This window comes from Clostridium kluyveri DSM 555, from assembly GCF_000016505.1.
GTDB lineage: Bacteria > Bacillota > Clostridia > Clostridiales > Clostridiaceae > Clostridium_B > Clostridium_B kluyveri.
The window spans coordinates 747,297-759,969 of record NC_009706.1; the positions used below are offsets into that span (position 1 = coordinate 747,297).

At 29.1% G+C, this 12,673-nt stretch carries 13 protein-coding genes; 5 read left to right on the plus strand and 8 right to left on the minus strand.

Annotation, left to right across the window (positions count from 1 at the left end; translation table 11 throughout):
- Window positions 1-210: 210 nt before the first annotated feature.
- The 3 genes from CKL_RS03695 to CKL_RS03705 form a co-directional block, all read right to left on the minus strand.
- Window positions 211-1,803, minus strand: a complete 1,593-nt coding sequence (locus CKL_RS03695; protein ID WP_011989320.1) for a peptide chain release factor 3 — start codon at window positions 1,801-1,803, stop codon at window positions 211-213.
- A gap of 201 nt (window positions 1,804-2,004) precedes the next feature.
- Entirely contained in the window at window positions 2,005-2,454 is a 450-nt protein-coding gene (locus CKL_RS03700) for a pyridoxamine 5'-phosphate oxidase family protein (RefSeq protein ID WP_011989321.1), read from the minus strand.
- A 112-nt stretch (window positions 2,455-2,566) separates the two neighbouring features.
- Window positions 2,567-3,550 (minus strand): phosphatase PAP2 family protein, encoded by a 984-nt coding sequence (locus CKL_RS03705; protein ID WP_011989322.1) that lies wholly within the window; start codon window positions 3,548-3,550, stop codon window positions 2,567-2,569.
- Between the two features lie 463 nt (window positions 3,551-4,013).
- Between CKL_RS03705 and CKL_RS03710 the strand changes: the two genes are divergently transcribed.
- Window positions 4,014-4,568: an ECF transporter S component gene (locus tag CKL_RS03710; protein WP_172634788.1), complete on the plus strand. Its 555-nt coding sequence runs from the start codon at window positions 4,014-4,016 to the stop codon at window positions 4,566-4,568.
- Between the two features lie 90 nt (window positions 4,569-4,658).
- Here CKL_RS03710 and CKL_RS03715 read toward each other — a convergent pair whose 3' ends face one another.
- Window positions 4,659-4,823 carry a zinc-ribbon domain-containing protein gene (locus tag CKL_RS03715; protein ID WP_012620224.1) on the minus strand — a complete coding sequence of 55 codons (165 nt, stop codon included), beginning with the start codon at window positions 4,821-4,823 and terminating at the stop codon, window positions 4,659-4,661.
- A 409-nt stretch (window positions 4,824-5,232) separates the two neighbouring features.
- Between CKL_RS03715 and CKL_RS03720 the strand changes: the two genes are divergently transcribed.
- The 3 genes from CKL_RS03720 (at window position 5,233) to tyrS (ending at window position 8,369) form a co-directional block, all read left to right on the plus strand.
- Window positions 5,233-6,375: an AlbA family DNA-binding domain-containing protein gene (locus CKL_RS03720; protein ID WP_011989324.1), complete on the plus strand. Its 1,143-nt coding sequence runs from the start codon at window positions 5,233-5,235 to the stop codon at window positions 6,373-6,375.
- A gap of 156 nt (window positions 6,376-6,531) precedes the next feature.
- Window positions 6,532-6,945, plus strand: coding sequence for a hypothetical protein (locus tag CKL_RS03725; protein WP_011989325.1), 414 nt, complete (start codon window positions 6,532-6,534; stop codon window positions 6,943-6,945).
- A gap of 203 nt (window positions 6,946-7,148) precedes the next feature.
- On the plus strand, window positions 7,149-8,369 hold the full coding sequence (gene tyrS, locus CKL_RS03730) for a tyrosine--tRNA ligase (protein ID WP_011989326.1): 1,221 nt from the start codon (window positions 7,149-7,151) through the stop codon (window positions 8,367-8,369).
- Window positions 8,370-8,455: 86 nt separating this feature from the next.
- Here the strand turns inward: tyrS and rimI are convergent, their stop codons facing one another.
- The 4 genes from rimI to CKL_RS03750 are packed head-to-tail and all read right to left on the minus strand — an operon-like array spanning window position 8,456 to window position 11,410.
- Complete coding sequence (rimI, locus tag CKL_RS03735; RefSeq protein ID WP_011989327.1) at window positions 8,456-8,905, minus strand: ribosomal protein S18-alanine N-acetyltransferase; 450 nt, start codon at window positions 8,903-8,905, stop codon at window positions 8,456-8,458.
- Complete coding sequence (gene tsaB / locus CKL_RS03740; RefSeq protein WP_011989328.1) at window positions 8,898-9,611, minus strand: tRNA (adenosine(37)-N6)-threonylcarbamoyltransferase complex dimerization subunit type 1 TsaB; 714 nt, start codon at window positions 9,609-9,611, stop codon at window positions 8,898-8,900. The genes rimI and tsaB overlap by 8 nt, the downstream gene beginning before the upstream one ends.
- Window positions 9,612-9,615: 4 nt before the next feature.
- Complete coding sequence (gene tsaE / locus CKL_RS03745) at window positions 9,616-10,071, minus strand: tRNA (adenosine(37)-N6)-threonylcarbamoyltransferase complex ATPase subunit type 1 TsaE (RefSeq protein ID WP_011989329.1); 456 nt, start codon at window positions 10,069-10,071, stop codon at window positions 9,616-9,618.
- A 37-nt stretch (window positions 10,072-10,108) separates the two neighbouring features.
- Window positions 10,109-11,410, minus strand: coding sequence for an HD-GYP domain-containing protein (locus tag CKL_RS03750; RefSeq protein WP_011989330.1), 1,302 nt, complete (start codon window positions 11,408-11,410; stop codon window positions 10,109-10,111).
- Between the two features lie 273 nt (window positions 11,411-11,683).
- Here CKL_RS03750 and CKL_RS03755 point away from each other — a divergent pair, with 273 nt between their 5' ends.
- Window positions 11,684-12,613 carry a metal ABC transporter substrate-binding protein gene (locus CKL_RS03755; protein WP_011989331.1) on the plus strand — a complete coding sequence of 310 codons (930 nt, stop codon included), beginning with the start codon at window positions 11,684-11,686 and terminating at the stop codon, window positions 12,611-12,613.
- Window positions 12,614-12,673: the final 60 nt, after the last annotated feature.

Genomic DNA, 12,673 nt, shown 5'->3' on the forward strand with positions numbered 1-12,673 from the left:
TTAATTGCACTAATAATTCACAAAAACTCTAGTTATCTTATCGTATTGTTTCAATATTTCTAAACATATTTTAAAAAGAAATTTATTTATATTGAAAATTATACTTAAATATAGTCTTTGTGGTTTATATACAAAATGTAAATGTTTTATACGGAAGATATTTTAATTTATAAATTGCAGTGTTATTAGGTAAGAGCATAAAATAATTCTTTATTCCATTATGCCTATATCAGATAATTTTATATTTTTATTATGATCTAAAGCCCAGCTGATAGACCACTCGCTTTGAAATATCAAGATATTTCTACCTTTTAAATCCGTTACTTTTTTAGTATCACTTGTTAAAATTAAATTTTCTAAATTTATATCAGAATGTTCTATCCACCGTATAAACTTGTAAGGCAATATATCTATTTTTATATCTGTATTGTATTCATTTTTCATTCTATATTCCAATACTTCCAGTTGAAGTATACCAACTACTCCTATAATAATTTCTTCAATGCCTATATGAAGTTCTTTAAATACCTGAATGGCACCTTCTTGGGAGATTTCACTAATGCCTTTTATGAATTGTTTTCTTCGCATGGTATCTACAGTCTTAACTCTTGCAAAATGTTCAGGGGCAAAGGTAGGAATACTTTCAAATTTAAATTTTTTATTTGGAGAACACAAGGTATCTCCTATGCTATAAATACCTGGATCAAATACCCCTATTATATCTCCTGCATAGGCTTCTTCAATAATCTCTCTATCCTGGGCTAAAAATTGTTGGGGCTGAGAGAGTTTAACTTTATTTTCTCCCTGCATATGATATACTTCCATTCCCTTTTTAAATTTACCAGAACATATTCTCATAAATGCAATTCTGTCTCTATGAGATGGATTCATATTAGCTTGTATTTTAAATACAAAAGCTGAAAATTTAGAATCAAAGGGATCAATTTCTCCAGCATCTGATTCTCTTGGCAGAGGAGATGTGGTTAAGTTTAAAAATTCTTCTAAAAAAGGTTCCACTCCAAAATTAGTTAGGGCACTACCGAAAAATACAGGGGTAAGAGAACCTCTTCTAACTTTATCTAAATCAAATTCGTCTCCAGCTACATCTAAAAGATCTATGTCTTCCCGGAGCTTTTCATGCAAATTTTCTCCAAGTAGGTCTTTGAATATAGTGTCTTCTACATTACCTTCCATGGATTCCACTGCTGTTTGACCATGATTACCCCCATTAAATATTTCTATTAAACTTTTTTTTCTGTCATATACTCCTCTGAAGTCTTTTCCAGATCCTATAGGCCAATTCATAGGATAAGATTTTATGCCCAGTACATCCTCTAAATCTTCCATTAATTCGAAAGGATCTTTGCTTTCTCTATCCATTTTATTTATAAATGTAAATATGGGAATTCCCCTCAGGCTGCATACATTAAAAAGTTTTTTTGTTTGTGATTCTACTCCTTTTGCAGCATCTATTACCATAACGGCGCTATCTGCTGCCATTAAAGTTCTATATGTATCCTCACTAAAATCCTGGTGGCCTGGTGTATCCAATATATTTATACAATAATTATTATAGTTAAACTGCATTACTGATGAAGTTACAGAAATACCTCTTTGTTTTTCTATATCCATCCAATCCGATACTGCATGTTTGGATGCTCTTCTGGCTTTAACTGAACCAGCAAGTCTTATGGCACCTCCGTATAATAGCAATTTTTCAGTAAGAGTTGTTTTACCAGCATCAGGATGAGATATTATTGCAAATGTCCTTCTTCTTTCTATCTCTTTTTTTAAGTCTGCCACTACCTTTTCGCTCCTTCTTTTATTAGTTTCATCACTGATTTTAACTTTATTATATGTTAATGTCAACTTATGATATTTTAAGCAGAATGAACTTCAGTCTAAGCTTATAATACCCCCCTTAGATGAATTTTAAATACATTAAAATTCAATTTAAAAACACCAAGTATTGCTTCTAATACTTGGTGCCTTTATAACTAAACTTTAACCTTTGTATAATTCATCAAACATTCCTCTGAAAAAAGGCTTAGTCTTTTCAGTTCTATGAATATTACGAATACCCTCCATAACTATTACTGTAGGGGTCGTATCACTTTTTATTTCTTCTACCTTAAATTCAACCATACACATAGCAGAACTATTATTCATAGTTTCTCTTATTACCTTGGCACTTCCTTTTATTCCAAGTGCTATATCGTGTCCTTCTAAAATTGTTATAAATGCCTTTGAATTATTTTTAATGTTTGCCACGGTTTTATGTACTTTCATCAGGGCCAGTCTAATGGTTGAATGGTCTGGTGCAAACATTAAATGTACAGGCATAGCATGAGGAAAGCCTTCCTCTGTAACTGTTGATATTATAGCTGTAGTTAGTTCTTTATTAAATAAATCTATAACATCAGCAGGAAGAGTATTGCCTAAAATCTTACTCATTTGAATCATCCTTTCATAAATATAATTATCCTTACTTTACATATTACTTGCATATAAATAATCTGTCAATGAATCCTATTTATTATTATATATTTGTCTATATAAGTTCTATTTAATTTTTCATATTGCTTATATAAAAGCTATCCACATATATAGAATTTCTATTTTTATAGTAAAATATATCTAAAGGTCTTTTTAGAGGTATTTTAATTTTGTTCAATATAAGATCTGCTAGCTTTACAGTTATATAACCTAATAGCATTCCAGCAATAACATCTAGTACCCAGTGAATTTCTAGGTATAAAGTTGAATATATTATACTGAGGCAGAAAAAACTAAATAAAATTTTAAATAATTTATTTTTTTCTCTAAGTGCAAGCAAAAACATGGCAAAGGATATGGATGTGTGCATGGATGGAAAACAGTTAAGGGTAGTACCAGCGGCAGCATTAGTAGCTAAATGCCTGACTAATCCATCAGGATGTTTAAGTACATACCACACCTCTTGCAGATGGAAGGTAAGATAAAAAGGTGTTATCAGGAATACCTGTAGTATATGTGATGATAAAGTGTATCTCACCATCTTTTTTAAATCCATTATTATAGCGGATCTGTATAGGGCAAGTAATACAGGTAATACAAATCCGTTATTATAGACTATTCTAAAAAACCAGGTCAAAGTTTCAGATTTGTAAATTCTTGCGAAACTACCATCGTTGAAAGGTATATGAGCAAATATAGGATTTAAATTTACCACTATGGTTCTGCTTATTTGCCATCTTAACATTCTTCCCCAAAAATTATATCCATTCTTATTTATATAAAATATAAATATAAAAAATAGGGTGCATAGTATTAAAAATGAAATTGTATTTATATCTTTCCGTATATCTGAATAGGCAGAGAAACATATTAATGCCAGTATGAACATATGTATATTTTGTCTTTGGACAATAGATGAATGAAAAGTGTTATATATGGCTGATAAAAGGAAACATGAACCTATAAATATAAAATAGTAATTTTTCATCCAATTCAACAGTCCATAAAATTTATATTCATTCATAGTGGATATTTTTTTTATAAACTTACGCATAAAAATATACCTCCCTCTTATGCACAGAATAAATTATATCATTAGCAAAAAGGAAAGTATATGAAAATATTTTAAGTAAAAAGAGTGTGTTTTACAGTTACTTAAAGTCCTTTCTTTTAATAAAAAATATATCTATCATAAAAATGAAGGTACATATTAAAAGCAGTATATTTATAAATATAGCTCCTACTTTCAGTATTATACCTACAAATAGGAATATTAGTATAAGGCTGCAGAGCCATTTAAAAAATGTCATATTAAGTACTCCTTAATAGTTTAGTTTAGTATTTTATGCTCTATAATTCAAATATATTATAAATGTTATATAGTATAGTATTACCTTTAATCTATAAAGTTATTAAAATAAAAAGTAGTTTTTTAAAAATTGTATGGGTACATTTGATTTTTTTGTAAAAAAAAATATAATGGTATTAATTTATAAAAAGGAGGCGGCATATTTTTGATAGAACAAAAAAAATTAGAACTTAATACTTTGAAAGTAAGAGATATGGTTCAAGTATCACTTATGGCTGCAATAATTTATATTTCTACAGCTATAATTAATATACCTACACCAGGAGTTATATTTAAAGGAGTTGTACATCTTGGAGACAGCATGGTGCTTTTAGGGGCCATATTACTAGGAAAAAGAAAAGGGTTTTTTTCAGCAGCGGTAGGAATGTGTTTATTTGATATTCTTTCACCCTATGCTGTTTGGGCTCCATTTACCTTTTTTATAAAAGGAATCATGGCATGGATTGCTGCGGCTATTGCTTATAGAAAAGGAAATAATGGAGAGAAATTTGCAAATAATGTATTTGCATTTATTATAGCATGTATTTGGATGATACTAGCCTATTATGTGGTAGGTGCTTTAATGATGCATTTTGTAGCTAACTTAGGTTTAGTTAAAGCATTTGCGGTATCCGCTGCAGAGATTCCTGGAAATATAGCTCAAAGTTTGATGGGTATGGTTATAGCGCTGCCTTTAAGTAGGATACTAAAGAGAAAAATTTAATTTAGTAATGCAAGATTAAATAATTATTAGATTTATATGGAATTTGTTTACAAACAATAACTAGGAGGGATAAATTCCCTCCTAAGATTATTATCTAGGTCTCATTTTATTTTTTTCAGCTTTTCTTTTTCTTCTACAGTCTATACATCTTACAGGATCATTTTCAAATCCTTTTTCTTTGTAGAATTCCTGTTCACCTTCTGTGAATATAAATTCTTTTCCACAATCTTTACATACAATTGTCTTGTCTGTCATAAAAAAAACCTCCTTAAACCTAGGACTAATTTTATTCTTGATAATCTACCTCCAGGATTAAGGAGAATATAGTACCTTGAAAAAATTTGACCTAACATTATATAAAAAATATTTATAGTTAGAGTAAAACTCTATGCTCATTATACCATATTCTAATAAAAAAACAATGTTTTAGAAAAATATTGTTTTTTGTAATGGCTTGATATAGCTGGAGGAAGGGGAATATGACGGGTTTTAAATTTACATAATAAGGAATTTGAAAAATAGCTCATAAGTAAATATAATATTATATATGTAAATTAAAATTCTATGAAAAATCTATAAAATAATAACAATAGATTATAATTAAATTAACTTTTATAGAGTATAATTAAAAGTATACATACATATAAATATTGAGGTTATTTTTATGGATACTAAAAAATTTCTTAATTTATTAAAAAAAATAGAAGGACCTAAATTGGATTTTAAGCAGTGTATAAATATAGATAGTGATGGTGGAAAAAAGGAGTTAGCTAAAGATGTATGTGCCATAGCTAATTCTAGAGGGGGAAGAGGTTATCTCATAATAGGGGTTGAAGATAAAACAAAAAAAATACTTGGTATAGGTGAAGCAAATTTTGATGAGGAAAAAATACAGCAGATAATAAGTTCCAGAATAGATCCTCCTATACCAATTTCCTTGGAAATTTTTAAATATGAAGGTGAAAAAATAGCCATTATAACTATATACGATGGCCCTCAAAAACCCTATCAGATGAGGGACAATGGTTCTTTTTATATAAGAAGGGGATCTACAAACGATACTATGCGCAAGCAAGAAATAGTTTCTGCACTTGAAGAAAATCTCAGCATAAGTATAGAATCATGTCCCATACCCCGTAGTAATTTGAATTGCATAGATAGTGAACTGGTAAATAAATATTTTTCATTTCAAGGAATAAATGTGACAGATGAAAATAAACTAGAATTAATGGAGAATACTTCAATAGTATATATGGATAAAGATTCAGGAAAATATATGGCAACTTTAGGAGGATTATTAATTTTTTCTAAGAACAATAATGTATATATACCTCATAATATGATAAGAATAGTTAATAAGGTTAATAAAGATTTGAGTCCAATTAGTATAATCCAAGGTGATCTTATATCTATAATGGATAAAACAGAAAGTGTGATAGAAAAAATTATAACTGCAAAATCCTATCCTCTAGGATTTGTAAATGAAGGAATAAGAGATGCAATAATATATAGAGATTATTCTGATTTTTATAGAGCTATAGAAGTTATTATAGATTTTAACAGTATAATAGTTACAGGACCAGGCATTTTGGAGCATAAAAGAAATAAAAATGAATATAACTACATGAAAAGAAATATGTGGGTATATGAAAAGATAATTGCACTAGATACAAAGAAAAGGCTTATAAGAACTTCCACGGGATTAAATAAAATGAAAAAGGTATTTAAAAATACAGTTAAATTCATAAACTCTATAAAAAATAATGATTTTAAAATTATTTATCCTGGGATTAAGAAATTTAAATAGAAAATTTTATTTTAAGAAAAATGTAAAAATATGTAATGATTTTTTTAAAAGAATTTCTCATTTATATGTTGAAAAAATATTCTGAACATTATATAATTTAAATATAATTTGATTATGAGAATGGCACCTATGTATTAAATTAAAGGGGTGGTAAAAATGATTAATGTATTCTGCAGTAAAAGAGGTTCAGGGAAGACTAAGGAGTTAATTAATTTGGCCAATGAAAAGGCAATGATAGGAAGGGGGCATGTTGTATATATAGACGATGATAAAGGACCTATGTGTCAATTAAATAGGGAAATTAGGTTTGTAGTAACAAGCGATTTTAAATTAAGAAAAATGGAAAGCTTTTATGGTTTTTTGTGTGGCATACTTTCAAAAGATTATGATATTGATACGATTTTTGTAGATGGATTACTCAATATTATAGATGAAAATCTTGAAAATGTGTCACATTTGTTTTATAATATTGAAAAATTAGCAGAGGAATATAATGTGGATTTTTATATAAGTGTAAATGAGGATGAAGGAAAAATGCCTCAATTCATAATGAAGTATGTAGCAGCATAATTAATGCTGACATAGGCAGTTATGTTATTAATTAGAAAATAATGGTGATTTTATATATTCAAGACTGGAAACCTTTCCAGTCTTAAAATTTTACTTAATATGAAATTTCAGTAAAGGCGATTATAGGTTGATAAAAAGAAGGTTTAAATATATACTATAACTTATAACAACTGTGCTAGTTATTTGAAAGGTAGGGATACAAGTTGGCTAACGTTTATGACATATTATTAGAACGTGGTTACATAAAACAAATTACTCATGAAGATGAAGTAAGAGAATTATTAGGAAAGGAAAAGGTAACATTTTATATAGGATTTGATCCTACAGCAGATAGTTTGCATATAGGACATTTTCTACAGATGATGGTTATGTCCCATATGCAAAAAGCAGGGCATAAACCTATAGCTTTGCTTGGGGGAGGAACTGCAATGATTGGTGATCCCACAGGAAAGACTGATATGAGAAAAATGTTATCACGAGAACAGATACAGCATAATGCTGATTGTTTTAAAAAGCAGTTTTCTAAGTTTATAGATTTTGAAGATGAAAAAGCTATAATGGCAAATAACGCAGATTGGCTTATGAATTTAAATTATGTTAATTTTCTGAGAGAAATAGGGGTGCATTTTTCTGTAAATAAAATGCTTACGGCGGAATGCTTTAAGCAGAGAATGGAAAAAGGATTAACTTTTCTTGAATTTAATTATATGTTAATGCAGGGATATGACTTTTTAGAATTAAACAGAAGATACGGATGTACATTCCAAATGGGAGGAGACGACCAGTGGGCAAATATAATAGCAGGGGTAAATCTGATTAGAAAAAAGGAGAGAAAACCTGCTTTTGGAATGACTTTTACACTTTTAACCAAAAGTGACGGCAAGAAGATGGGAAAAACTGAAGGAGGAGCTATATGGCTGGATAAGGAAAAAACATCTCCTTATGACTTCTATCAGTATTGGAGAAATGTAGATGATGCAGATGTGGAAAAATGCCTTTTGCTTTTAACTTTTCTTCCTATGGATGAGGTAAAAAGACTGTCATCTCTTCCAGGAGAAAAAATAAATGAGGCTAAAAAAGTACTTGCCTATGAGGTTACTAAAATTATACATGGTGAGAAAGAGGCTCAAATGGCTAAAGAAGCGGCAGAAGCTTTATTTTCTGGAGGAGAAAGCTTAAATAATGTACCAACCATAGAATTGGATGAGAGTAGTTTAGGATGCTCTGTAGTTGAATTATTGGTTGATATTCACATATTACCGTCAAAAAGTGAAGCAAGAAGACTTATAAAACAAAATGGACTTACTATAAATGGTGAAAAAGTAACGGATTCAGAGCTAAAGGTTACAAAGGACCATTTTAAAAATGGAGAATTGCTTATAAGGAGAGGTAAGAAAAATTATAATAGAATTATAATTAAGTAAAATAATTAAATATGTAAAGTCTATAAGGCTGTTTTTATAAATTAAAGGTGAGTGTGCCTATTAAGTTATAAAAACAGTCTTATATTTTAAATATGATATTTCCACATTATTATAGCATCTTCTTTGTTATCTCCATAGTATTCTCTTCTTATACCGGATTCTATAAAACCATATTTTTTATAAAGGTTTTGGGCTACTATATTGGATTTTCTAACTTCTAAAGTCATACTGTTCATAGATTCAATTTTACAGATTTCTATTAGGGATTCAAGGAGCAGATTTCCCGCACCTATTCCTCTGTATTTTGGATGAACGGCTACAGTGGTTATATGTCCTTCATCTAATATGAGCCACATACCCGCATAACCAATAATGAATTCAGATTTTTTAGCTATAATATATCGGGCCAGAGTATTACCTTCAATTTCTTTTTTAAAGGATTCACGACTCCAGGGTACAGGAAAACATAAATTATCTATTAAAAGGATTCTGTCAATATGTTCTAATTTTAAAGAAGATATTTCTATGTCATTCATTTCTACAAGACTCCAATTTTTTTTCGTATTCTCTTTCAGCTTGTGACTTTCTCAAGTAAAAAGGGGCAAAATTATATATATTATCTTCTATGCCTGAATTCAATAGATGTAAGCCTAATTCACCAAGTGAAGAAGCTTTTACCGCATTTAAACTTATGGGGGCAAAGCTGGGATTTTTTACTTTTGAAATCAATATATCCTTGAATTTTGGAACAGCATCTCCTATAAAACATACAGGTTGGTGATACTTATTTACAAGTTCAATTAAGTCATTGATGGATACAGCCATATAATCAGTTATAATATCCAATTTATTATGAACAAATCTATATAGTGCAGTATATACATTTTCTCTTAATGCATCTAATATAGGACATATAATCCCCGGAGTATAGCACAAACTATATGCAAGAGCATCTAGTGAAGAAACTCCCACAAAAGGTTTACCAGTACCTTGACTTAGTCCTTTAATAACGGAGGCCCCAATTCTGAGACCAGTAAAGGAACCTGGACCTTTAGATACTACAAAACCGTCTAGAGAAGTGACATCCGTGTTTAAATTTTTTAAAAGTATATCTATTGTAGGCATAATAATTGTTGAATGTTGTTTTTTACAGTTTAAAGTAATTTCACCTAACAATTTGTAATCATCTAATAGGGCACAAGTTGCTGATTCAGTAGAAGAATCTAAACTCAATATTTTCATGTTATCATTTTAACTCCTTTATATAATCATATCTGCTGCCATGATATTCTATGGTTATTTTTCTCCCATTGGGATTTTCTTCAGGTAATTTATAGATATTTATGTATATATGTTCCTCTGGTATTAGTTCATCAATATAATTAGCCCATTCTATAATATTTACAGCATTACTATAAATATACTCATCAAATCCTAAAGAGAGGAGGTCCTCTATATCGTTAACTCTATATACATCAAAATGATGGAGTTTCAGTCTGCCTCTATATTCATTTACTATTGTAAAAGTAGGACTTGTTATAGGTTCTTTTATTTCAAGTCCCTTTGCTATTCCTTTAGCAAAATAGGTTTTTCCAGTACCTAAATCACCAATGAGACAAATTACATCACCAGGATTTAATAGATTACCTAATTTTTCACCCAGTTTTACAGTATCTTCAACACTGTTTAAAGTAAATTCCACATTAATTCACCTCGAAATATTTTCTGTAAAGTAAATATTAAACTATATTTTTATGGGTATTGGAAGCTGCGGTGTATTCCTTGGGACAATTTAAAGAATATATGGTTTCTTTTAAATGTCCAAGTGCAACAGCACATATAAAACCACCAGATACCATCTCATCCATTATATTAAATACATTATTAATATTCAATCCTTTGCGATAAGGTCTGTCTTCTGTAAGCGCCTGATATATATCGCATACTGCCATAATTCGAGATTCTTCAGAGAGCTCATTTGCTTTTAATCCCCGTGGATAACCTTGACCATTTAGTTTTTCATGATGATTGGATGCCCATTCACTTATATTGGGGATATCCTCTATTCTATCTAAGATGATTTTAGTATAGTAGGCATGAGATTTTATTATACCAAACTCCTGTGAGGTCAAAGGACCATTTTTATCAAGTATATTAAGGGGAATGGCTAATTTCCCAATGTCATGTAATAATCCTGCAATTTTCATTTCACAGCATTTTTCACCTGTATACCCTCGGAATTTTGAAACTGTATAAGCCAGGTTTGCTATGCCTTTGGAATGGATTGCAGTAAATTTACTTTTATTATCTATTATATTTGCAAATATTTCAGATATTTGCTCAAATTCCTTTATATCCATAAATATATTCAATTCAGGTTGAATTTTATCTAATATAAACTCAGCAAAAGATATATTTTCAACATTAAGCCAGAAAATATCTCTGGAAGCGTTTTTTAAAAAAGCAGTTACAAGTTTTTCAGAGAAGATTTTATTACAATTGTTTTTGACCCATTTTATAATTCTATCTCTTTGTTTAAAGTTCGATATATTTTCATCATATAGTAATTCTATTAAATCAGCTATTCTTATTACTTGACTTTCTATAGGGATATTATCTTTTTCTAAATTCATGGCACCGCTGCCATCAAAATTTTCATGATGATATAATATTATATTTGATAAATCACAAAAATAGGGAAAGGATTTAGTTATATTAGTACCAGTTTCACAATGATTTTTTATAAATGAATTGGCAGAATGACTCTTAGAGAGACAAGTTGTAGCACCTATATCATGTAATAAGGCCGATATATAGATTTGTTTTTTACTTTTTTCATTTAAATTTAATTGATTGGAAATCTCTAGTGCTATATAGGTAGTTCGTAGTGAGTGATGCATAAATGTATGGTCTGAATAATTCACATTAGTTATATCCTCAATTACAGCATCATGACCACAATCATCGTATTTGGAGCTTGCTTGAGCTAGGTCCAGTGCTATTGACATAGCTCTTATGGTTTTATCCATACTAATTTTCATGGCTAAACCTCCCTTTAATAGTGGTTGTACATCTTCAAAGAAAAATTTATTAGTTGTTTTAAAAACGCCGCATATTATGCTTTATACCTAATTTTAACACAATAAAATGAACTGATAAACTATTATTATTTTAAGTATATGTAAAAATATAATAAATCAGTGTTTGCATTGTTAAATCACATTATGTAAAATATATTTGTTATGAATTAATATATAGTAAATATGAACAAAATGTGATAGATATATATTATTTTACATATGGAGGCGAGAGGATTGAGGAAAATATTAACTTTGGTTATGCTTTCTTTCATATTGTTTTTTACTGCCTGTGGAGATAACAAAGACTATAAAGATTCAACTTATACCAATAAATTGGAAGTAAGAAAGGATATTCAATTAAATATAGAAACTACAGATAAACTTTTATACAATATGGTAAAATCCATAGTAGGGGATAGACATATAGTAGAATATATGTTTAATAATAGAGAAAGTGAGATAAGTTTTAAATTTACTGAAGATAGTATAAATAACATATCCAAAAAAGATTTATTTTTTTATGTAGGAGCAGGTTTTGAGCCCTGGATAGATAATTTTGTAGATAAATTAGATAAAAATAAAGTTGGTGTTATAAATGTTTCAAGAGGTATAGGATTATTATCCTATAATAAAATAGTAAAATATAACGATACCACATTAAAGGATAACCCTTATTATTTTACTAATATTGATAATTACATGACAGCCCTTATGAATATAAGAAATGCAGTTCAAGACAAGGAGCCTAGAAATAGAGATTTCTATGAAAAAAACTTTTCTGAAGCTTTAAAAGTGTTAGAAACTTATAAAGAAAAGTTGAAATCAGTAGATAATGAACTAAGTAATTATGAGTTCATCATAGTTGAAGATGAATTGAATTATTTTGTAAAGTATAATAATTTAAAGCTTGTAGATGTGGGATTGGGAGAAAACAATATAATTACATTGAGTTCATCACAGCGGGAAAATTTACAACAGAAATCAAATCGTAATAATTTAATAATCCTTTATAATGACGACTCGGTTGTTAAAAATAATGAAGTATTGTTAAAGAAATATAATATACCTGCTGTAAAGCTTCAAATTTACAATGGGGAGCTTAGTTATGAAGAAACTCTCACACATAATATTAGTGCATTGGAGAGTATATATAAAGCTCAATAAATCTAAAACGTAAAATATCAATTTGTTCTATTTTATATTTTAAATAATAAACTGGTTAAT

Bases quoted from the DNA above. Each gene is read 5' to 3' on its own strand.
- CKL_RS03700 (WP_011989321.1), bottom strand. From the start codon at position 2,454: ATGAGTAAGATTTTAGGCAATACTCTTCCTGCTGATGTTATAGATTTA.
- CKL_RS03705 (WP_011989322.1), bottom strand. From the start codon at position 3,550: ATGCGTAAGTTTATAAAAAAAATATCCACTATGAATGAATATAAATTT.
- CKL_RS03715 (WP_012620224.1), bottom strand. From the start codon at position 4,823: ATGACAGACAAGACAATTGTATGTAAAGATTGTGGAAAAGAATTTATA.
- CKL_RS03720 (WP_011989324.1), top strand. From the start codon at position 5,233: ATGGATACTAAAAAATTTCTTAATTTATTAAAAAAAATAGAAGGACCT.
- CKL_RS03725 (WP_011989325.1), top strand. From the start codon at position 6,532: ATGATTAATGTATTCTGCAGTAAAAGAGGTTCAGGGAAGACTAAGGAG.
- rimI (WP_011989327.1), bottom strand. From the start codon at position 8,905: ATGAATGACATAGAAATATCTTCTTTAAAATTAGAACATATTGACAGA.
- tsaB (WP_011989328.1), bottom strand. From the start codon at position 9,611: ATGAAAATATTGAGTTTAGATTCTTCTACTGAATCAGCAACTTGTGCC.
- CKL_RS03750 (WP_011989330.1), bottom strand. From the start codon at position 11,410: ATGAAAATTAGTATGGATAAAACCATAAGAGCTATGTCAATAGCACTG.